The organism is Arthrobacter sp. FW306-1B-G06A (assembly GCF_058781765.1).
The window spans coordinates 49,761-69,659 of the sequence record NZ_JBYSXB010000017.1; the positions used below are offsets into that span (position 1 = coordinate 49,761).

The following is a 19,899-nucleotide window of genomic DNA, read 5'->3' on the forward strand; positions in this document are numbered from 1 at the left end:
TCCTTCTGTGGGCGGGGCTTAGTATCCGTAGTGGGTCTTGGCGAAGTCCTCGGTGATGAAGCCGTTGACGATGTCGTAGGTGATCTCGTCCCGGGAGCGCTGGGAGACGTCCCCGAAGCCGCCGCCGCCGCCGACTGCGAGCCGGACGATGTCGCCGGCCTTGACCTTGCGGGCGTTGGCTTTCAGAGTGCGGACCTCATCGCTGCGACCTGGGTTGAACACAACCTCGGGCCCTTGGGCGTCTGAGCCGCCGAACAGTCCCCAGGCCGGGGTCTTGGACCTTTCGAACCAGAGCCCCACGACGCAGTCGGCCAGGAACTCGTATTCACGGATGACTCCGTTTCCGCCGCGCCACTGGCCGGGGCCGCCGGAGTTGGGTCGGATGGAGTATTCGTTGATGCGGAATGGGTAGCGGGTCTCCATCATTTCGATGGGCAGGTCCTTGAGGGAGCCGTTGACGTTGTTGATCATCGCGGACTCGCCGTCGGTGCCTTGCCAGGCTCCCCAACCGCCCAGTGTGGCCTCCATGGTCACGAAGTTCCGGCCGAAGCGAGGATCGAAACCGGCTGCAGTGATGATCATCGAGTCGCCGTGGCTGGCGCTGGCAACCCGCTCGGGCATGGCCGGTGCCATGGCCTTGGAAACCAGGTCGATCAGTAGTCCGAGGTGGGAGAAGTACCACTGGCACGGGGCTGGCGCCACCGCGCCGAGAACTGAACCTGAACGCACCTGGGTGGTCAACGGCCGGAAAGACCCGCCGTTCGAGTTGGAGTCCGGGCTGACAAGGAGCTTGTAGCCGACCCGCAGTGCGGAGACTGCCTGGGCGGCGCCACAGTTGACGGGCCCCATGGTCTGGTCAGCCGATCCGGTTACGTCGAAATCAACGGTGTCGCCAGAGACTGTGATCTTTAGCCTGATCGGAATCGGGGTGTCCAGGTTGATGCCGTCGTTGTCCAGGACGCCTTCGGCTTCGTAGACGCCGTCGGGAATGTTGCGGACGGTCTCGCGCTCGATTTCCTCCGTCTGACGGAAGATCTCATCCCGGGCAGCGTCCAGTTGGTCCATCCCGTAACGGCCCACGAGCTCCTTCATCCGGGTGGTGCCCATCCGAAGGGCGGCGATCATCGCGTGCATGTCACCGATTGTCTGGTAGGGGAAGCGGACATTGGTTCGGATCAGATCCACGACGGAGGTTTCAATGCCTGCCTCGATCAGTTTGACCGGGCCCATCCGGAAGCCCTCCTGGAAGATGTCCGTCGCATCCATGGAACCGCCGACGTCCTTGGAGCCCATGTCCATCCAGTGCGCACGGGTGGCTGCGAAGCCGACCACAGCGCCATCGTCGAAGATCGGGGCAAAAATGGTGACGTCGTTCAGGTGGGTTCCGCCAAGATAGGAATCGTTGAGGATCCAGACGTCCCCTTCCTTCCAGACGTCGCGGCCGTACAGTTCTTCCACCGCGATGGAACAGGTTTCCAGGTTGCCCAAGAACAGTGGCAGCCCAGCGGACTGTCCGAGCACGCGGTGCTCGGTGTCCAGGAGCGCCACGACGCAGTCCCCTCCTTCGTAAAGGATGGGTGAGTAGGCGGAGCGGATGAGGGTGGCGTTCATGTCGTCCGCGGCGCTGGTGAGCGCGTTGCGGATGATCTCCACGGTGACTGGATCCAGGGTCTTGACTGCAGTGATTGTCATTGTTGGTACCTCAGTTTCCTTCGACGTCTTGAGTGCGGATGATCAGTGAGCCGAATTCGTCGACGATGACGTCGAAGCCGGGGGGCACCACGGTTGTGGCGGTCTGTTCCACGATGATGGCGGGGCCTTCGAAGGCATGGCCGGCGGCCAAGTCGTCACGGCGGACCACGGTGGTCTGGTGTTCGATGTGCTCAAACACCACCGGGCGGATTTCATGCTTGAACTCAGCGCTCTGTGCGGTGGCGAAACGTGGCGCATCAAGACGGCCCAGGTCGCCGACGGCCTGCGTCCGTAGCGCCACGATTTCGATGGGCGCCCCAAGGTTGGAATGCCCATAGCGCTCGTGGTACATCGCTGAGAAACGCGAGGCCAACGCGGCAACGAAGTCGGTGGATTCCGGTTCGTCAGCGGAGGCGAGCGGAACGTTCAGGGAGAATTCCTGCGATTGGTAGCGGACATCCACTGATGCATTGGTGAGGCGGCTGTCCTCCGGCACGCCCTCGGAGGCCAGGGAGCTCAGGCCCTCAGACTCCATCGACCGCAGCACGCCGGCCATGTGGGCCACGTCGATATCCTCGTCGAGGTAGAAATACGGCTCCGAGAAGTCCTTGCGGATGTTGGTCTGCAGCATGCCCCAGGCCGAGAACGCTCCGGGGAACCGGGGGACGACTGTTTCCGGGATGCCCAGTTCCTTGGCGAGGAAGACTGCGTGCATGGGACCAGCACCCCCGAATGCCACGAGCGCGAAGTCCCGGGGTTCGATCCCGCGGGAGATCGTGATGGTCCGGATCGCCTGGGCCATCTGGGAGTTGGCGACGTCGCAGATCCCTTCGGCCATGGCAATGGGGTCCAGACCGAGCCGGTCGCCAACCGTTTTCAGGGCGGCGATCGCCGCTTCCCGGTCCAAGGACACCTGTCCGCCTGCGAACCAGTCAGGGTCCACGCGCCCCAGCACCAGGTTGGCGTCGGTGACGGTAGGTTCCGTGCCTCCACGTCCGTAGCAGGCAGGTCCGGGAGTGGCTCCCGCGGAACGCGGGCCGACCCTGAGGCCACCGGCTTCGAGCCAGGCGACCGAGCCGCCGCCAGCGCCCACGGTGTGAATATTGACCACGCTCATGAGCATTGGAAGGCCTTCAAGATGTGCCTCCGTGGAGACGTCGGGCTTGCCGTCGACTACCAATGAGACATCGAAGGACGTTCCGCCCATGTCGACGCCGATCAGGTTGCGGTTTCCCGAAACGCCGGCCAGTTCGACGTCGCCCATGGCGCCCCCGACCGGGCCCGAGAGAAGGGTCTGGAGCGGGCGCTTCCGTGCGGACTCAGCGGTGAGCACCCCGCCGGAGGACTGCATGATGTGCAGCGGGGCTTCCACACCGCGGTCCCCGAGCTTCTTTTCGAGGTCCAGGAGGTAGTTGCGGACCACTGGTCCGGTGTAGGCCTCGACGACGGCGGATGAGGTGCGCTCGTATTCGCGCCATTCCTTCGCGGCCTCGTGGGAAAGCGAAACGGTGAAATCTTCGCCTAGTTCTTCGAGCAGGATTTCCCGGGCCCGAAGTTCGTGAGCGGGGTTCTTGTAGCTGAACAGGAATGCGACGGCGACTGCGCCATAACCTTCGGCCACTGCCCGACGGCCTGCCTGACGGACGGCAACTTCGTCCAATGGCCTGATCTCGAGGCCTTGCCCATCCAGGCGCCCTCCCACACCGATGACATCCTTGCGCTCGAGCAGCGGGGAAGGCTTGCGGTACTGGGCGTTGTAGAGCTCAAGGCGCGGGCCGCGGGCAATGTGATAAGTGTCTTCGACTCCGGCGGTGGCCAGCAGCAGCACCGGTACGCCGCGACGCTCAAGGAAGGCATTCAATCCCTGGGTGGTGCCGTGGACCAGGAACTCGATGTCGGACAGGTCGTCGACAATGGACTCGAGGCCGGCGATGACGCCCGCGCTCAGATTCCCCGGCGTAGTGGATGATTTGGTGGCCGTATAGGTTCCGGCGTGCTGATCGTAAGCGACAATGTCGGTAAACGTTCCACCGATGTCCATGGACACCCTGTAGTTCGGCATGTATGTCTCCTCATGGTTCTGAATGGGAACTCGATGTGTGAGACATCACGCTACGGACCCGGCTTTTCCGGACGTGGGCAAACTGCACGATGCTGCATCTACCCCGAGGGCGAACTGCCTAACGACCATCGAAATCCGACTATCGCCGCAGTTCAGAGCCACAATTCTGAGACGTGCTGCGAGCCTAAGAGAAAACACCCTGAATCTCTTGACGTGACGGAGAGCGCAATTCGGCATCTCTCCGCCGGCCGTCGCTCCCGGGCGTAGACTCTGTTGCGCCGGCGCCCGGACGCCGACCACGTGAAAAGGAGATGGACATGGCAGGCAACTTCATTGCGAGTTCAACCATCACGATCCATGCAAGCGCCGATCGGGTGTGGTCGGTACTCACCGATCCCCAGGCCATCAAGGAGTTCATGTTCGGGACCGAGGTGGTCACCGACTGGACGGTTGGCGGACCTATTGTTTGGCGCGGGGTCTGGAAGGGCAAAGACTATGAGGACAAGGGTGTCATCCTTGAGTTCGAGCCAGGGAAGCGGCTGGTAAACACCCATTTCAGTCCGTTGTCCGGCCAAGAAGACACTCCCGGGAACTACCACACGCTGACGTGGACTTTGGAGCCGGAAGGCGGGATGACCAAGCTGACCTTGGCGCAGGACAACAACGCCAGCGCGGAAGAAGCGTCGCATTCGAAGGGCATGTGGGACAGCCTCGTGGAGAGCGTCAAAAATATCGCGGAGCGCAGCTAGCGGGGCCCTCTATGCGTCGAAGTGTGAGACGGGCGTTTCGTTCGTCAAGGACTGGAGAAGGGATTCCGCAACGTCCCTCAGTTTCTGGTTCCTGCCGTTCGAGGCCTTACTTAGAATCCTGAAGGCCTCCTCCTGGCTGCACCTGTTCTGGCCCATGATGACGCCGGTTGCCAGATCGATGGCGGTCCGGGAACGCATGGCCTGCTCGAGGTCCTCTGCGCGTTGCTGCCTGGCACCGATTCGGACCGCCAGCCGCAGAGCCTTTTCTGCCTGGCTCGCGAATTGCTCGCAACTGCGGATGGAGGCCTCGTCGAAGGCATCGGAGTGCGGAGCGAAAAGGTTGATCGCCGCCGTCGCGCCCTCTTCCAGGCGCAAGGGGACGCAGAGCACCGCCAAGTGCCCGCGCTCTGCGATCGTGGAACAGTATTCAGGCCACCGGGAGTCCGTCGACGTATCCCGGACGAGCACGGACTTCCCGGTTCTCATCGCCTCGAGGCATGGCCCGTCTCCATAGGCTTGCTGCACTTCGTCAATAAGGCGCGCTTCGTGGCTGCTCCCCGCGACCGTCATCGATCGGCGGCGCCGGCTCAACGTGACCCCGCACAGGACGTCCTGGCCGCGCGCAGCGGACACCGACGAGGCCGTGAACACCGCAAGGTCTTCGAGGAAGCCGCTGACGTCTTCACTGTCGATGACCAAATCCTGGAGTTGTCCCACTACCGAGGCATTCAGGCCCATTTCGTCCATGGCTCAGTCTACGAGCAGCAGGGCGGCAATGGCAGAAAAAGGCGCACGATGCAGCGTCCACCAACTGGACAAACGTTCCGCCGGTCTTGCGCGCCGGGGGTACAGAGTGCACAATTCTTCTACAGTCCGTGCAGAACTCCGGACAGGGGCCGAGCCTTCGGCCTGTTTTCGCTCAAGCAGCCGGGCGCCATGTCACTCAATGTGAAGGTGCTGCCTGATGAGCAAATGCCTGTTACCGGCGCGGAGCTAGTCGATGTCGACCGTCTCCGAATCCGCCGTCCCCCACGAACCACATCAGCCTGGGGCTGCCCCCCTTTGGTGTGCCCGTTGCGGAACGGACAGGCACCTGATCATCGAGTCCATCCAGGCCCGGTCTCCAAGGTCTTCCCAACAGCTTGCCGTGTTCTACACGTGCACTTCCTGCGGGTTTTCCTATAGCCACGCGGCCACCGTCCAGCAGGCGGGGGCCATCCTGAATCGTCGGGGGATTCAGGATGGCCTCCTGGAGTTCGGAAGCCACTATTTCCATTGCAGCGAACCACTCCGTGAGGTGAAAACCGCGCTGCGAAGCTTCAGGGCACCGCAGACGGGCGTGCCCCGATCGCGCAGCTCTCCCCCGGAAGCCCGGCTCCACACCAAGGTCTTGAGATGCAGTTGCGGGTTCGAGCTGGAAATACCTGCTTAGCCAACAATGTGCAGCATTACCCGAAGGAAACACCATGAAGCTTGAAAGTACACAGCAGCGCCGGCCCGAAGGCGACTCCGGGCAAGATTCCGATCGACTGGACCAAAAGAGGAACAAGAACCGGCACGAACCGGATTCCCCTACCCAGTCCCGCTTGCCCGATCCCCCAGACCCGGACAACCTCCCCATCGACTACCCGGGCCTAGGGGAGATCGAGTGGCCATAGGGCGGCCTCCGGTCCGGCGTTAGCACCCAAACCACACCTCAACAAACCCAAACCAAAGCAAAGATCTTTGTTTATGTTGTTTTCTGTTGACAGACCAACATGAACAAAGATAGAGTCAAGCAATTCCACATCATGTGATGACTGTCACTGGTGTACTTACAGCTTGTACGCAATGGAGGGTATGTGTTCGCCGAGGAGCGCCAACAGCTGATCTCCGAGCTCGTCGCCGAGCGTGGGCGGGTCAGCGTCACGGACCTTGCAGACCGATTCAGCATCACCACAGAGACGGTCCGCCGTGACCTCGCTGCCCTCGAATCCGCCGGCAACCTTCGCCGCGTCCACGGCGGGGCCGTCCCGTCGGACCGCCTCAGCACCCGCGAGGAAAGCGTGGTTGAGCGGGCCATCCAGCGCCAGCCGGAAAAGGTCCGCATCGCCGAGGCCGCCCTTGCCCTCATCCCCGAGAACGGAGCCGGCAGCATCCTGATCGATGCCGGCTCCACCACGGAAGCACTCGCCCGTTTACTCGACCAGCGGACCGCCCAGCGCACGGCGTCCCTCAACGGGACCGCCCCGCGTGAAGAACTGGTGGTTATCACCCACGCCATCCCCATTGCCGGACGGCTTTCCGGCAACCCGCACATCGCACTCCAGATCCTGGGCGGCCGCGTCCGCGGTCTCACCCAGGCCGCCGTCGGCCAGTCCACGGTCGAGGCCGCTTCCCGGCTCCGCCCGGACATCGCTTTCGTCGGCGCCAACGGTATCCACGCCACGTTCGGGCTCAGCACCCCTGACCCCGAAGAAGCCGCCGTCAAGGCCGCCTTCGTCACGTCCGCACGGCGCGTCGTCGTCCTCGCGGACTCCTCCAAACTGGACGCGGAAACCCTCGTCCAGTTCGCCGCCCTAAAAGATGTGGACACCGTGATTACTGACCACGAACCCTCTGAAGAGCTCTCTGCCGCTTTGGCTGAGGCCGGCGTCGACGTGGTGATCGCATGATCGTCACCCTGACCGCCAACCCGAGCTTGGACCGCACCGTGGAGCTCCCGGCCCCCTTGGCCCGCGGCGAGGTTCAACGCGCCGTCGCCGTCCACCAGCACTCCGGCGGCAAGGGCGTCAATGTCTCCCGGGCGCTTGTCGCCTCGGGCCTGGACACCGTTGCTGTCTTGCCGGGCGGGGATTCCGATCCCGTCCTCGCCGGACTGCTCGACGACGGCGTCCCCTACGCGGCGCTTCCCATCAGCGCGCCGCTGCGGAGCAATGTGACGCTCACCGAACCGGACGGCGTCACCACCAAGATCAACGAACCCGGCCCGGAGTTGAGCCTGGACGAGCAGGAAGCCCTGATCGGGCTGCTGCTGGACCGCTCCCGTGGCGCCAGCTGGGTGGTACTCGCCGGATCGCTCCCACCAGGAGTTCCGGCGGATTTCTACGCCACGGTCGCCCGCAGGCTCCGTTCAACGCACGACGGCGACGCCCCGCTTATCGCAATCGATTCCTCCGGCGCCCCGCTGGCAGCCGCCATCAGCGGCGATTCCAACGGCATCAGCGGCAAGCCCGATCTCCTGAAGCCCAACGCGGAAGAACTGGCCGAACTGGCCGCCGCAGCAGGCCTCACAGACGTCCACACGGCTGACGAACTGGAAGCGGACCCGGGCCTTGCCGCCAGGGCCGCTGCCGCCGTCGTCGGCAGCGGCGTGGGTGCAGTACTCGCAACACTCGGTTCCAAGGGCGCCGTCCTGGTAACCGCCGACGGCGCGTGGTTCGCCACGCATCCGCCGATCCAAGCCGTCAGCACAGTTGGTGCCGGCGATTCATCCCTTGCTGGCTATCTGCTGGCCGCCACCAACGGCGGAACCTCGCAGGACTGCCTCCGTCAGGCTGTGGCACATGGTGCCGCCGCTGCTTCGCTGCCGGGCTCCACTGTCCCGGCGGTCCACCAAACAACTCCCGACGCCGTTACCATCACGGCCCTTCAGAAGGACTAACAGTGACCCAGCTCATCACCCCCCAACTGGTCGCCCTCGACCAGAACCTCGGCGATTCCCCCGCCGATGTCATCCGCTTCCTGGCAGGCAAAGTTGCCGCAGCCGGGCGCGCCTCCGAGGTGGAAGGGCTCTTCGCGGACGCCTTCGCCCGCGAGCAAAAGACTGCCACGGGCGTACCCGGCGGCATCGCCATCCCGCACTGCCGCTCAATCGCAGTAACCGAGCCCGCCCTTGCGATGGCCCGCCTCTCGAACAAGGTGGACTTCGGTGCCAAGGATGGCCCCGCGGACATCATCTTCTTCATCGCTGCTCCGGAAGGAGCGGACCAGGAGCACCTGAAGTTGCTCTCCAAGCTGGCCCGTTCCCTCATCAAGAAGGACTTCACTGCGGCCCTGCGTGCGGCTGCCACCGAGCAGGACATCGTCGATCTGGTTGACGGCGCACTAGCAGACAAGCCGGCTGCCCATGCGGCAGGGTCGGCGGCACCGGCCACCGAGGCCGCCCCGGCTTCGGCGAGTGCCGCTTCTGCCGCGGCCCCGAAGCGCATCGTCGCCGTCACGGCCTGCCCCACTGGCATCGCCCACACCTACATGGCAGCCGATTCCCTCGTGGCCGCTGCCAAGGAAGCGGGCGTCGACCTGCAGGTTGAAACCCAGGGCTCGGGCGGATTCACCGCGTTGGACCCGGCTGTGATTGCCGCCGCCGACGCCGTGATCTTCGCGGTCGACGTCGATGTCCGCGGCAAGGAACGCTTCGCGGGCAAGCCCGTCATCAACGCTCCCGTGAAGCGCGGCATTGACGAGCCGGCCAAGATGGTGCAAGAAGCCCTCGCCGCCGCATCCGACCCACATGCACACCGCGTCCCGCATTTCGGTGCCGAAGAGAGCGCCGAACAGGCATCCGCAGCTGCAAGCGAGCACCTCGGCACCAAGGTCAAGAAAGTCCTGCTGACCGGCGTCAGCTACATGATCCCGTTCGTCGCCGGTGGCGGCCTGCTGATAGCCCTCGGCTTCCTGTTGGGCAGCTACGAAATCGCCGGAGTTGCGGACAAGATCCTTGCCGCGAACACCCTCGTCAACCTGCCCACCGATTACCCGGTCCATGCATGGGGTCCGTTCGGCGCCTACCTCGGAGCCGTGCTGTTCAAGATCGGCGCGTTGTCCCTCGGCTTCCTCGTCCCTGCCCTGGCTGGCTACATCGCCTACGGCATCGCGGACCGGCCTGGTATCGCCCCGGGCTTCGTCTCCGGTGCTGTCGCCGGCTACATGGGCGCCGGCTTCCTCGGTGGCCTGGTAGGTGGCCTGCTCGCTGGCCTCACGGCACACTGGATCGGCACGTTCTCCGTTCCACGCTGGTTGCGCGGCCTCATGCCCGTGGTCATCATCCCGCTCGTCGCCTCGATCGTCGCTTCGGGCGCCATGTTCCTCTTCCTCGGCGGCCCGATCGCGGCCATCTCCAAGGGCCTCAGCACCTGGCTTTCCGGGATGACCGGTACTTCGGCGATCGTGCTTGGCATCATCCTAGGCCTCATGATGTGCTTCGACCTCGGCGGTCCGGTCAACAAGGTTGCCTACTCCTTCGCCGTAGCCGGCCTCGGCGCCGGCAGCCTCGCCAACCCGGCCCCGCTCCAGATCATGGCCGCTGTTATGGCAGCCGGTATGGTTCCGCCGCTCGCCATGGCATTGGCAACCGTGCTCAACAAGAAGGGATTCAGCCTCGCCGAGCGCGAGAATGGCAAGGCCGCCTGGCTGCTGGGGGCTTCCTTCATCTCTGAAGGCGCCATCCCGTTCGCCGCTGCCGACCCGCTCCGCGTGATCCCCGCAAGCATGGTGGGTGGCGCCGTGACCGGTGCGCTGAGCATGGCCTTCGGAGTTACCTCCCAGGCACCCCACGGTGGCATCTTCGTCTTCTTCGCTATCGGCAACGTGTTCATGTTCATCGCATCGATCGCGGTCGGCGTAGTCATCACCGCCCTGGTCCTGCTCGCACTCAAGCGTTGGGCAGTCCGGAAGCCGGTAGAGGCCGAGCAGGCTCCTGTTCCGGTCGCAGCCTGAACAACCCGCCAATAAGCGAAGTAGAGGACTAATCCATGCAGACCTTTTCAGGTGTAGGCGTTGCCCCGGGGCGTGTTCTGGGGCCGGTTCGGCAGATGCCGAAGCCGGTGCAAGAGCCCCGTGAGAACGTCAATATTCCTGCGGACGTTACCGTCGAATCGCAGGGCCAGCGCATCAAGGATGCCGCCAAGGCCGTGCAGGCGGAACTCCGTGCCCGGGCCGCGACGGCGTCCAGCGAAGGCAAAGAGGTCCTGGAAGCAACAGCCCTGATGGCCGCCGATCCCATGCTGGTGAAATCGGCCATCAGGCTCCTCTCCCCCGAGGCCCCGGGCGGCGCACGCACCGCCGAGCGGGCCATCTGGGAGGCAGCAGCCACGGTTGCCGATTCGTTGAAGGCCCTCGGCGGCTACATGGCAGAGCGCGTGGCCGATGTCCTGGACGTCCGCGCCCGCATCGTCTCTGAACTGCGCGGACTGCCCGCGCCGGGAATCCCGGCGTCGGACGTTCCGTTCATCCTGGCCGCCGAGGACCTAGCCCCGGCAGACACCGCCACCCTGGACCCCGCCAAGGTGATCGCCCTGATCACCTCGAGCGGCGGCCCGCAGTCCCACACCGCCATCCTGGCCCGCGCCCTCGGCCTGCCCGCGATCGTCGCCGCCCCTGGTGTCGACGAGATCGGGGACGGCACGGAGGTCTACTTCGACGGCGCTGCCGGCACCATCACGGTTGACCCTGGTGAGGAACTCCGCCTTGCGGCCAAGGCTTGGGCCACCCAGGCATCCACCGTTGCCGCGTTCAGCGGGAGCAACGTCATGGCCGACGGGTTCCGGGTTCCGCTGCTCGCCAACGTCGGTACGGGTGCCGACGCCGTCAAGGCCGCCGACGCCGGTGCCGAGGGCGTCGGTCTGCTGCGCACCGAATTCTGTTTCCTGGATCGCGACGACGAACCCACCGTCGAGGAGCAGATCGCCGCCTACGGCGCCGTCTTCGCTGCTTTCCCGGGCAAGAAAGTGGTGGTCCGAACCCTCGACGCAGGGGCAGACAAGCCCCTGCCGTTCCTTACCAACGCGGACGAGCCCAACCCTGCGCTGGGTGTCCGCGGGTACCGCACCGACCTCACGTCCCCCGGCGTCCTCGAACGCCAACTGGCGGCAATCGCGGCAGCAGAGGCCGCCAACCGGGCCGAAGTGTGGGTCATGGCTCCCATGATCTCCACGGCCGAGGAAGCAGCGCATTTCGCTGCACTCTGCTCCGCCGCCGGTTTGAAGACCCCGGGCGTCATGGTCGAAGTCCCGTCGGCTGCCTTGACCGCAGCCTCCGTGCTGCGCGAAGTCAGCTTCGCCTCGCTCGGAACCAACGACCTTACCCAGTACGCCATGGCCGCGGACCGCCAACTCGGCCCTCTCGCCACTCTCAACGACCCCTGGCAGCCGGCCGTGCTTCAGCTCGTGAAGTTGACCGCCGACGGCGCCGCTGCCGCCAGCTCGGGCGGCAACCTCCGGCCGGTGGGAGTATGCGGCGAGGCAGCCGCGGACCCCGCCCTCGCCGTCGTACTCGTTGGACTGGGCGTCGCGACGCTTTCCATGAGTGCCCGCGCCCTGGCTGCCGTTTCCGCTGTCCTGGCCACCGTCACCGTGGCGCAGGCCCAACAGCTCGCGACGACGGCGCTGTCCGCCCCGAGTGCATCCGCCGCGCGCCAAGCCGTTCGCGCCCAGCTGCCTATCCTGGACGAGTTGGGTCTCTAGACTTTCCCCAAACCCACAATCGAAGGAGCAACAATGTCCGAACGTACCGCCACCATCGCCAGCCGCGTCGGCCTGCACGCACGCCCGGCAGCCATCTTCGCCGAAGCCGCCGGCGAGCTGGACATCGAGGTCACCATCGCCCGCGAAGGCGAGCCCGCCGACGACGCCATGGATGCCGCGAGCATCCTCTCCCTGATGAGCCTCGGAGCTTCATTCGGCGACGTCGTTGTCCTGCGTGCCGAAGGTGCCGGGGCCGACGAAGCCCTGGACCGCCTCGTGAAGATCCTCGAAACGGACCACGACGCCGAGTAACCCCACTGAGCATGCTCTCCCTTGGCACTCGGGGATGGACATATTCCTCATCTGTCCATCCCTCGTAGCCAACGGGGAGCATGCTCTTTTGTTTTTCAGGGCAAATTATTCAAGGCAGTGCCCCAAGTAGGCCGCGATATCCGACTCGCTGGCCTTGAGCTGTTCGAGATCACCCGCCAGGAAACCCTCCACGATCCGAGGATCGACGTAGGCTGCCCTCGCCACCGTTGGAGTGTTGCCGAGAAGTTCGGCGGTTTGCTTGATTGCTTCGACGACTCGTTGGCGGGCAGGCACTTTGGAAGCCGGGCCTGCGAGCGCCATTCCGGCCGCTGCAGTGCCTTTCCACGTGCGGAAGTCCTTGGCCGTGTAGTCGCCGCCGGTGATGTGGCGAAGGTACTCGTTGACCATCGCGGCATTCAGGGAGACGCTTCCCTCACCATTCTGGAAGACCAGTAGGGGCTCTTTGCCTGGCCTGCCTGCCAAGGGTCCGAGGAATCGGGCGAGCACCGGGTCCTCGATGGTGGAATCCCAGGTTTGGCCGCTTTTCCCCGGGAAATGCAGGGAGACCGTTTCCCCGTTGACCTTCACGTGTCTGCACCTCAGCGTGGTGAGCCCGTATGAGCCGTTGCGGCGCGCGTAGCCATCGGAACCAACGCGCAAGGCACCGAGATCCATGAGCCGTACGGCCGCGGCCAAGGTTTTAGTCTTCTCGGAAGGTGACTCCCGCAGATGCCTGGAGACCAGGCGGCGCGCCTGCGGCAGGATGGACCCAAGCCGCGCGGCCCGGGCGAACTTTTCAGTATCCTGGCGGGCACGCCACTCAGGATGGTAGATGTATTGGCTACGTCCGGCGTCGTCCACTCCCATTGCCTGGATATGCCCGTTCTCGAACGGACATATCCAGACATCGGCCCATGCAGGAGGTATCGCCATCGCGTCGAGGCGTTTGCGCTCCCCGCCCGAAATAAGCGATCCGTCCGGGTGGTAGTAGCTGAATCCGCGGCCGGACCTTCGCCGGGAAATGCCCGGAGTGCCCGGTTTACTGCGGCGGAGCCGTGGCATGCACTGACGCCGTTCGCCGGGTTCCTAGGCTTCCTGTGGATCTGCCACGGACGCACTTGCCGACATGATCTCGGCACTGATCATCCAAGCGAGCTGCTCCAAACGGGCAATGAACGCGTGGAGCAGGTCCGCCGTCGTGGGGTCTTCTTCGTCTACTTCGTCGTGGACATCACGCATGGTCTGGACCGTCCGCTCCAGGCGATCGGTGATCAGCTTCACGGCGTCCTTGGTTTTGGTCAATCCAGCGGGGAATTGCTCCAGCCTTGTTGAGGCGGCGATGGTGGTGCTCCGGCCATCGGGAAGGGCATGGAGCGCCCGCATCCTTTCGGCGGTTTCGTCGGCGAACTCCCGGGCGGCTGCGACGAGTTCGTCGAGCTGCAGGTGCAAGTCCCGGAAATTAGGGCCAACAATGTTCCAATGGGCCTGTTTTCCTTGGAGCTGGAGTTCAATGAGATCCGTCAGGACCAACTGGAGGTTATCTGCCAGGGTTTGCGATGCTTTCACGTTTTCTCCTCCTAAACGACCGTCCGATGCGAGCGCAGGAAACCTGCGCGCGACCTTCCGTTTAGCCTACGACGATATCCAAAAATCTTTGTAAGCGTACTTAGTACTTGATTTGATAAGGGTGCTTAGTAGTACCATGGAGGAAGTCGATGCCGGTTCTTACCGGACGAAAACCCTGAAAATCCGGGGCGGTATCACTACAGCAAGACCTTGCACGGGGCCTTCGGGCCTGGCGGGGAACAACGGTTCGCAAGCGAACTGACAACCGAATACATCGCAAGGGACCCGGGCGCTTGCCAGCGGTCCCGCTGAAGTAAGGAATGTGTCATTGTGAACACTCTTCTGATCATTGCAGGCGTTGTGGCAATCGTTCTTCTGCTCGTCGGCGGCTTCTCGCAGGCCGTGAGCTGGCTCCTTTGGGTCGGCGTGGTCCTCCTGATTGTCGCGGCCATCGGCTGGCTCCTTAGCTTCATGTCCGGCCGCAGGTCACACGGAGTTTGACCGGCAACTGCAGTGAGGACGCCTGGCCCTGTCGGCCAGGCCCCACACCGTTTGGCGAATCGAAGAAAGTCCCTTTACCAGCAAAGGAGTACGTCCATGGGTGCAGATGACAAGATCCAGAACGCCGGAGAAAAGCTTGCAGGCAAATCCAAGGAAGCGGCTGGAAAGCTGACGGGTAACGAGAGACTCGAAGCCGAAGGCAAGATGGATCAGAGCAAGAGCGACCTGAAATCGGCCGGTGAAAAGGTCAAGGACGCTTTCAAGAAGGATTAAATCCGCTCGAAGTGCGGCTTCCGCCTCGCGCGGGAGCCGCACTTCCTGGTTCAAGGAGTTAAGTCGATGCCGACTATCTCTGACCCGCTTGTTCCCAACGGCGCGCCCCTCCCCAAAGGGGAACGAATCTGGTGCGGCCATTGCGGCACCGCCGAGTACGTGATTCTCGATTCCATCGAGCCCCTGAAGCCACCGTCGGCAGAGTTCGTGGATGTCGCCTACACCTGCGTGGAATGCGATATGTTCTACGCCCATGCCGCAACATTCCAGGACGTCGCAGCCATCCTGAACCAGCGAGGCACGGTGTCAGGTGTGCTGCAATTCGGCGGCGAATACATCCACTGCGGCGAACCCATGAAGATCTCAGGAACCGGATTCCACAGCGTGTATGCACCGGTGTCCACCGAAGACCCCGCCGTCGACCTTCTCGACGTGTACCTGGCCACAAAGGTGTTGCAGTGCCGCTGCGGGTTCCGGATGGAGCTTCCGTCCTAGCCCGGATCTTGACCAAAGGAGGATCGCATGCCAAACAAGAAGAATCCCAGCCTCAAGGATCCGGAACTCTACGAAAGCCTCCGTGAGGATGGCGCCTCGAAGGAAAAGGCCGCGAGGATCTCGAATGCCGCTGCCAAGGAGGGCCGCAAGGAAATCGGCCGACGCGGCGGCACCTCGGGCGACTATGAAGACTGGACTGCGCCCCAATTGAAGTCCCGGGCGAAGGAACTGGGGCTCACAGGGTACTCAAGCAAGAAGAAATCCGAGCTGATCTCTGCGTTGCGAAACCACTAGGCCATCCATGGGACATGTGCCTTGCTCCGGCGCAGGCCACTTGGAGCATGCCCAGCTTTCACGAAGCGCACGACGGCGGCGCGTCAGGCTTTCTTGACCCTCGCCCTCGGCTTGCTGGCCGCCTTGGCTGTGGCGCCGTCGTCGGACCCTTCAGCGGAGGACTCGTCGGACGAGCCGGCAGACGCTTTGCCGCGCTTCTTGTCGAGACTCCGTTTGAGGGCTTCCATGAGGTCGATGACCTCGCCACCTTCCCCTTCGCTGGCTGCCACACCGAACGTCTCCTCGGTGTCGATGGAGTCGCCCTTTTCGAGTTTGGCCGCGATGAGTTGGCGCAATTGAACTTGGTAGTTGTCGGTGTATTGCTCGGGCTCGAAGTCGCGCGCCATGGAATCCACCAGGGCCGAGGACATCTCAAGTTCCTTGTCCGAGATCTTGACGTCGGTTTCCAGCGAAGGGAAGTTTGCTTCGCGGACTTCGTCGTCCCAGAGCAGGGATTGCAGCATCAGCACATCGCCCCGTACCCGCAGTGCGCCCAGCCTGGTCTTCTGCCGGAGGGCGTACTGCACAATGGCCACGCGCTCGGTGTCCTGCAAAGTGCGCAGAAGAAGCATGTAGGCCTTGGGCGACTTGGAATCCGGCTCGAGATAATAGGGCCGCTCGTACATGATGGGGTCCAACTGCTCAGCTGGAACGAACTCCACAACCTCGATTTCGCGGCTGCTCTCCGCAGGCAGCGACTTCAAATCGGCCGCCGACAGCACCACGGTGCGGCCTTCCTCTTCGTAGGCCTTGTCGATATCCTCGTAATCCACAACAGAGGCGCAGATTTCGCACTTCCGCTGGTAACGGATTCGGCCCCCGTCCTTGTTGTGGACCTGGTGGAGACTGACATCGTGGTCCTCGGTGGCGCTGTAGAGCTTGACGGGTACGTTGACCAGCCCGAACGCGATAGAACCCTTCCATATGGCCCTCATGCACTAAGTGAACATCACAACACGGCGGAGGTGAAGAGGTGGCAACCAGCCAGAAGGAACGCGTCAACGTTGAAGGCCATGAACTGACGCTCACCAACCTGGGCAAAATCATCTACCCGGAGACTGGCACCACCAAGGCCGAAGTGCTCGAATACTACGCCGCCGTTGCCCCGTTCCTGATCCCGGCTGCCGCCAACCGGCCCGCCACACGGAAGCGCTGGGTCCACGGAGTAGGGACCACGTCGGATCCCGGGCCTATGTTCTTCCAGAAGAACCTGGACGACTCCACGCCGTCATGGGTTCCCCGGGTCACCATCCAGCACAGGGAACACAGCAACGTTTATCCGCTCGTCAACAACCTCGCCACGCTCACCTGGCTGGCCCAGATTGCAGCCTTGGAAATCCACGTGCCGCAATGGCAAGTGGACGCCGACGGGACCATGCTGCCGCCGGACCGCCTTGTCCTGGACCTCGACCCCGGTCCCGGCACCGGCCTTTCCGAATGCGTCGAAGTCGCCAAGTTGGCCCGCAGCATCCTGCAGGACATCGGCCTCGATCCGGTTCCTGTGACGAGCGGCAGCAAAGGGATCCATCTCTACGCCGGACTGGATGGCACCCGCAAATGGGAGCAGGTCTCCGCGTTCGCGCACGAATTGGCGCGCTCGCTTGAGGCCGACCATCCGGACCTCGTGGTCAGCGACATGAAGAAAACCCTGCGCAACGGCAAGGTTCTGGTGGATTGGAGCCAGAACAGCGGGAACAAGACCACCATCGTGCCGTACTCCCTCCGCGGTCGGGCCCACCCCATGGTCGCCGCCCCGAGGACGTGGCGCGAACTCGCATCGCCCAAGCTCGAGCATCTGGACTTCACGGCCGTCATGGAGCGCGTCAAAGGGGGAAAGGACCCCTTCGCCGCGGTGGCGGGCGGGCACGCCACTTCGCACTCGAACGGCGGTTCCAGAACCAAGAACGACGACGGCGGCCCGCCCCACTCGCACCGCGCGGGCACCGGCGCGGCCGGCGTCAGCACCGCCGTCGGGGGCGCGGCCTTGAACCCTCGGCTGGCCAGCTACGTGGACAAGCGCGATCCGCAGCGGACCCCCGAACCGTTTCCCGCCGTCGAGCACCAAGCCGGTTCGCGCCCCCTCCAGTCCGACGCGGAACCCAATCCGCCCGGCGGAATTTTCGTCATCCAGGAGCACCATGCCCGCCGTTTCCACCTGGATTTCCGGCTGGAGCACAACGGCGTCCTGGCGTCGTGGGCCTTGCCGCGGGGCGTGCCCGACACTCCGGACAAGAACCACCTCGCGGTGCGCACGGAGGACCACCCGATGGAGTATGCGCAATTCGCGGGCATCATTCCGAAGGGCGAATACGGTGCCGGGACGGTCAGCATCTGGGACAGCGGCGAGTTCGAGTGCGAAAAATGGCGCGACGGCAAGGAAGTCATCGCTACCCTCACCGGAAAGCCCGGCGGCGGATTGCACGGGACCCGCCGCTTCGCGCTCATCCACACCGGGGAGTCGCCGTCGCAATGGCTGATCCACCTGATGAAGGACAAACCGGGCCATCGGACGGTGCTGTTGCCTGACTCCCGGCCCCAACCGATCGGGACCCCCAGCTACGCGCCCATGCTCGCAACCTCCGGGACAACCGCCGATGTCTCCTCCGGCGACTGGCTGTTTGAGCTCAAGTGGGACGGTTTCCGGGCGATCGTTTCAGGCTCGGGCGGCAAGATCAGGTTGACCAGCCGCTCGGGGATCGACATGACACCCACCTACCCCGAACTGGCGGATCCGCGCTATTGGCCTGACCACGACTTCGTGGCCGATGGCGAAATCGTCGCACTCAGCAAGAACGGCCGGCCCAGCTTCGAGCTGCTCCAGAAGCGGATGAACCTCTTCAAGCCCGGCGACGTCGAACGTGCCCGGGCCGCGGTCCCCGTGCAGCTCATGGTGTTCGATCTCCTGTACGACGCCGGGTCCCACGGCGGTGCCGACCTCACGTCCCTGCCGCTCAGCGAGCGCCGGGAAAAGCTGGCGGAGTTCCGTGCCAAGCTGCCGGCCCAGGGTTCCCCTATCCATGTGTCCGAGATCCTGGAACATGACCTTGACGACATCCTGGCCAGCGCCGGCGAGCTTGGCTTGGAGGGCGTCATGGCCAAGCGCGCGGATAGCCGGTACCAGCCGGGGCGGCGCAGCAGGTCCTGGATCAAGCTCAAGTTGGAACGCACGCAGGAAGTGGTGGTGGGTGGCTGGCGGCCCGGCTCCGGGACGAGGCTGGGGACCATTGGCGCGTTGCTGGTGGGGATTCCCGACGGCGACAAGCTGCGCTACGCGGGCCGGGTGGGCACAGGGTTCAAGGACTGGCAACTGCGCGATATCCTGAAGCGCCTGCAAGGTCTCGATCGCCCGGACTCTCCGTTCCATGACATCCCGGCCGAGGACGCCGCCACGGCGCACTGGGTTTCGCCCGAGCTCGTGGGAGAGGTGACGTTCGGCGATTGGACCGGCGCCGAGAGAATGCGCCATCCCGTCTGGCGCGGCTGGCGCCCCGACAAGTCTCCCGACGACGTCGAGCGCGCATAACCCAGGCCCGCACGCTTACGCCTCCCGCACGTAACTCAGCCCAACTAACTGGCAGCAGATGTCGTTATGAGGGCTCAGAACGACATTAAGTGCGAGTCAGTTGGGCTGAGGAGGGTGGGTTCCTAGGAGGAGTGCGGCATCTGCGGACGGCTGGTGCGGTGGACCGCGGTGACTGCCGCCTGCTGGCCTACGCGGCCGTGGCTTGCGCCGCGGTCCTTGGGGTGCTTGGCCTTGCCGCTGACGTCCGGCCAGGCCGGTCCTTGGGTCGAGCCGAGGGCCATGGCCACCGTTGCCGGGGCTGGCATGGGCGCTTTATCCATGGACTCGACCAAGTGGCTGGCCACCTCGGAGTTGATTTGTTGCTCAACGTGCTTCGCAGCCATTGTTCTTCCTTTCTGCATTGAAACGAAGGGATTTTCCATACTAGGTGGGAGCGGTCCGCTTGTCTGCAGGATCTACCAGCGGACTTTCTTCTCGGACTTGGCCAGCTTGCCACTCGCCTGAGTGGGTTTGTGTCCTTTTCCGGTGCTTTGCCAGCCGTTCCCTGCCCCGCCACGGGACTTGCTGGCCAGCATCTCCTTCTGGGCGTCAGTCAGTTTCGATCTGACACCGGCCGCCGGGGCGATGGTTTCCTGCGCTTCTGGTTCCTGCCCGGCGTCGGTTTCGGGTGTGTTCGGTGTCATGCAGTGGACTCCTTAGAGCTCTTGATGTGCCGGAGGAGGTATCGGGACGCGACGTCCGCTGCGAGACCCTGGGGTCTAGTGAAAGCAACAGGAACGGCGCGGAGGCGAAGCCTCAACAGGCATGGATTTTTGTCGGTTCAAACTCAGCGGTGACCCGCTGGCCTATTCAAAAATCAGTGTTCCCATGCACCCACCCTAGACACTCCTGGCTGTGTTTGTGAACCCCGGCTTTCGTCGAAGCCGTTTCAGGCGTGGTTCCCGACTCCAC

At 63.9% G+C, this 19,899-nt stretch carries 20 protein-coding genes; 12 read left to right on the forward strand and 8 right to left on the reverse strand.

The annotated features are described in order from the left end of the window. Nucleotides 1-18: 18 nt before the first annotated feature. Together AC3WJM_RS10785 and AC3WJM_RS10790 are read right to left on the reverse strand one after the other, a co-directional pair. The gene (locus AC3WJM_RS10785) at nucleotides 19-1,692 is read right to left on the reverse strand and encodes a hydantoinase B/oxoprolinase family protein (RefSeq protein WP_284990764.1); all 1,674 of its coding nucleotides are present in this window, start codon (nucleotides 1,690-1,692) and stop codon (nucleotides 19-21) included. Nucleotides 1,693-1,702: 10 nt separating this feature from the next. Then, the gene (locus AC3WJM_RS10790; RefSeq protein WP_284990765.1) at nucleotides 1,703-3,754 is read right to left on the reverse strand and encodes a hydantoinase/oxoprolinase family protein; all 2,052 of its coding nucleotides are present in this window, start codon (nucleotides 3,752-3,754) and stop codon (nucleotides 1,703-1,705) included. A gap of 317 nt (nucleotides 3,755-4,071) precedes the next feature. Here AC3WJM_RS10790 and AC3WJM_RS10795 point away from each other — a divergent pair, with 317 nt between their 5' ends. Further along, nucleotides 4,072-4,503 (forward strand): SRPBCC domain-containing protein, encoded by a 432-nt coding sequence (locus AC3WJM_RS10795; RefSeq protein WP_492271871.1) that lies wholly within the window; start codon nucleotides 4,072-4,074, stop codon nucleotides 4,501-4,503. 9 nt (nucleotides 4,504-4,512) lie between these two features. Here AC3WJM_RS10795 and AC3WJM_RS10800 read toward each other — a convergent pair whose 3' ends face one another. Beyond that, the gene (locus AC3WJM_RS10800; RefSeq protein ID WP_059388409.1) at nucleotides 4,513-5,250 is read right to left on the reverse strand and encodes a GAF and ANTAR domain-containing protein; all 738 of its coding nucleotides are present in this window, start codon (nucleotides 5,248-5,250) and stop codon (nucleotides 4,513-4,515) included. Between the two features lie 719 nt (nucleotides 5,251-5,969). Between AC3WJM_RS10800 and AC3WJM_RS10805 the strand changes: the two genes are divergently transcribed. From AC3WJM_RS10805 to AC3WJM_RS10830, 6 genes are all read left to right on the forward strand, one after another. Further along, nucleotides 5,970-6,161, forward strand: coding sequence for a hypothetical protein (locus tag AC3WJM_RS10805; protein WP_492271872.1), 192 nt, complete (start codon nucleotides 5,970-5,972; stop codon nucleotides 6,159-6,161). Between the two features lie 183 nt (nucleotides 6,162-6,344). Beyond that, nucleotides 6,345-7,157 (forward strand): DeoR/GlpR family DNA-binding transcription regulator, encoded by an 813-nt coding sequence (locus AC3WJM_RS10810; protein WP_492271873.1) that lies wholly within the window; start codon nucleotides 6,345-6,347, stop codon nucleotides 7,155-7,157. Beyond that, nucleotides 7,154-8,146, forward strand: coding sequence for a 1-phosphofructokinase family hexose kinase (locus tag AC3WJM_RS10815; protein WP_492271874.1), 993 nt, complete (start codon nucleotides 7,154-7,156; stop codon nucleotides 8,144-8,146). Before AC3WJM_RS10810 ends, AC3WJM_RS10815 begins: the two co-directional genes overlap by 4 nt. Before the next feature lie 2 nt (nucleotides 8,147-8,148). After that, nucleotides 8,149-10,200, forward strand: coding sequence for a PTS fructose transporter subunit IIABC (locus tag AC3WJM_RS10820; protein ID WP_492259283.1), 2,052 nt, complete (start codon nucleotides 8,149-8,151; stop codon nucleotides 10,198-10,200). 35 nt (nucleotides 10,201-10,235) lie between these two features. Continuing rightward, nucleotides 10,236-11,945 carry a phosphoenolpyruvate--protein phosphotransferase gene (ptsP, locus tag AC3WJM_RS10825; RefSeq protein WP_492259284.1) on the forward strand — a complete coding sequence of 570 codons (1,710 nt, stop codon included), beginning with the start codon at nucleotides 10,236-10,238 and terminating at the stop codon, nucleotides 11,943-11,945. A 33-nt stretch (nucleotides 11,946-11,978) separates the two neighbouring features. After that, nucleotides 11,979-12,257, forward strand: coding sequence for an HPr family phosphocarrier protein (locus AC3WJM_RS10830; RefSeq protein ID WP_059388405.1), 279 nt, complete (start codon nucleotides 11,979-11,981; stop codon nucleotides 12,255-12,257). Nucleotides 12,258-12,362: 105 nt separating this feature from the next. Here AC3WJM_RS10830 and AC3WJM_RS10835 read toward each other — a convergent pair whose 3' ends face one another. Both AC3WJM_RS10835 and AC3WJM_RS10840 read right to left on the reverse strand, forming a co-directional pair. After that, entirely contained in the window at nucleotides 12,363-13,319 is a 957-nt protein-coding gene (locus AC3WJM_RS10835; protein ID WP_492271875.1) for a DNA topoisomerase IB, read from the reverse strand. 24 nt (nucleotides 13,320-13,343) lie between these two features. Then, nucleotides 13,344-13,823 (reverse strand): Dps family protein, encoded by a 480-nt coding sequence (locus AC3WJM_RS10840; RefSeq protein WP_284990772.1) that lies wholly within the window; start codon nucleotides 13,821-13,823, stop codon nucleotides 13,344-13,346. A gap of 330 nt (nucleotides 13,824-14,153) precedes the next feature. On the opposite strand from AC3WJM_RS10840, the gene AC3WJM_RS10845 reads away from it, so the two are divergent. The 4 genes from AC3WJM_RS10845 (at nucleotide 14,154) to AC3WJM_RS10860 (ending at nucleotide 15,386) form a co-directional block, all read left to right on the forward strand. Continuing rightward, nucleotides 14,154-14,324, forward strand: coding sequence for a DUF2207 domain-containing protein (locus AC3WJM_RS10845; RefSeq protein WP_139359614.1), 171 nt, complete (start codon nucleotides 14,154-14,156; stop codon nucleotides 14,322-14,324). Nucleotides 14,325-14,420: 96 nt separating this feature from the next. Continuing rightward, nucleotides 14,421-14,597, forward strand: a complete 177-nt coding sequence (locus AC3WJM_RS10850; RefSeq protein WP_059388403.1) for a CsbD family protein — start codon at nucleotides 14,421-14,423, stop codon at nucleotides 14,595-14,597. A 66-nt stretch (nucleotides 14,598-14,663) separates the two neighbouring features. After that, nucleotides 14,664-15,092, forward strand: a complete 429-nt coding sequence (locus AC3WJM_RS10855; protein ID WP_059388402.1) for a hypothetical protein — start codon at nucleotides 14,664-14,666, stop codon at nucleotides 15,090-15,092. A 27-nt stretch (nucleotides 15,093-15,119) separates the two neighbouring features. Further along, nucleotides 15,120-15,386 carry a DUF7218 family protein gene (locus AC3WJM_RS10860; RefSeq protein WP_492271876.1) on the forward strand — a complete coding sequence of 89 codons (267 nt, stop codon included), beginning with the start codon at nucleotides 15,120-15,122 and terminating at the stop codon, nucleotides 15,384-15,386. An 83-nt stretch (nucleotides 15,387-15,469) separates the two neighbouring features. Here the strand turns inward: AC3WJM_RS10860 and ku are convergent, their stop codons facing one another. Beyond that, a complete protein-coding gene (gene ku, locus AC3WJM_RS10865; RefSeq protein ID WP_059388401.1) occupies nucleotides 15,470-16,360 on the reverse strand; it encodes a non-homologous end joining protein Ku in 891 nt (296 codons plus the stop codon). A gap of 38 nt (nucleotides 16,361-16,398) precedes the next feature. On the opposite strand from ku, the gene AC3WJM_RS10870 reads away from it, so the two are divergent. After that, complete coding sequence (locus AC3WJM_RS10870) at nucleotides 16,399-18,948, forward strand: ATP-dependent DNA ligase (protein WP_492259285.1); 2,550 nt, start codon at nucleotides 16,399-16,401, stop codon at nucleotides 18,946-18,948. 122 nt (nucleotides 18,949-19,070) lie between these two features. Here the strand turns inward: AC3WJM_RS10870 and AC3WJM_RS10875 are convergent, their stop codons facing one another. Together AC3WJM_RS10875 and AC3WJM_RS10880 are read right to left on the reverse strand one after the other, a co-directional pair. After that, on the reverse strand, nucleotides 19,071-19,331 hold the full coding sequence (locus tag AC3WJM_RS10875) for a hypothetical protein (protein WP_284990778.1): 261 nt from the start codon (nucleotides 19,329-19,331) through the stop codon (nucleotides 19,071-19,073). Nucleotides 19,332-19,403: 72 nt separating this feature from the next. Further along, nucleotides 19,404-19,631, reverse strand: coding sequence for a hypothetical protein (locus AC3WJM_RS10880; protein WP_306964467.1), 228 nt, complete (start codon nucleotides 19,629-19,631; stop codon nucleotides 19,404-19,406). Between the last annotated feature and the right edge of the window lie 268 nt (nucleotides 19,632-19,899).

Coding starts and splice junctions, on each gene's coding strand:
- AC3WJM_RS10785 (WP_284990764.1), bottom strand. CDS start 1,692: ATGACAATCACTGCAGTCAAGACCCTGGATCCAGTCACCGTGGAGATC.
- AC3WJM_RS10790 (WP_284990765.1), bottom strand. CDS start 3,754: ATGCCGAACTACAGGGTGTCCATGGACATCGGTGGAACGTTTACCGAC.
- AC3WJM_RS10795 (WP_492271871.1), top strand. CDS start 4,072: ATGGCAGGCAACTTCATTGCGAGTTCAACCATCACGATCCATGCAAGC.
- AC3WJM_RS10800 (WP_059388409.1), bottom strand. CDS start 5,250: ATGGACGAAATGGGCCTGAATGCCTCGGTAGTGGGACAACTCCAGGAT.
- AC3WJM_RS10805 (WP_492271872.1), top strand. CDS start 5,970: ATGAAGCTTGAAAGTACACAGCAGCGCCGGCCCGAAGGCGACTCCGGG.
- AC3WJM_RS10815 (WP_492271874.1), top strand. CDS start 7,154: ATGATCGTCACCCTGACCGCCAACCCGAGCTTGGACCGCACCGTGGAG.
- ptsP (WP_492259284.1), top strand. CDS start 10,236: ATGCAGACCTTTTCAGGTGTAGGCGTTGCCCCGGGGCGTGTTCTGGGG.
- AC3WJM_RS10830 (WP_059388405.1), top strand. CDS start 11,979: ATGTCCGAACGTACCGCCACCATCGCCAGCCGCGTCGGCCTGCACGCA.
- AC3WJM_RS10835 (WP_492271875.1), bottom strand. CDS start 13,319: ATGCCACGGCTCCGCCGCAGTAAACCGGGCACTCCGGGCATTTCCCGG.
- AC3WJM_RS10850 (WP_059388403.1), top strand. CDS start 14,421: ATGGGTGCAGATGACAAGATCCAGAACGCCGGAGAAAAGCTTGCAGGC.
- AC3WJM_RS10855 (WP_059388402.1), top strand. CDS start 14,664: ATGCCGACTATCTCTGACCCGCTTGTTCCCAACGGCGCGCCCCTCCCC.
- AC3WJM_RS10860 (WP_492271876.1), top strand. CDS start 15,120: ATGCCAAACAAGAAGAATCCCAGCCTCAAGGATCCGGAACTCTACGAA.
- ku (WP_059388401.1), bottom strand. CDS start 16,360: ATGAGGGCCATATGGAAGGGTTCTATCGCGTTCGGGCTGGTCAACGTA.
- AC3WJM_RS10875 (WP_284990778.1), bottom strand. CDS start 19,331: ATGGCTGCGAAGCACGTTGAGCAACAAATCAACTCCGAGGTGGCCAGC.
- AC3WJM_RS10880 (WP_306964467.1), bottom strand. CDS start 19,631: ATGACACCGAACACACCCGAAACCGACGCCGGGCAGGAACCAGAAGCG.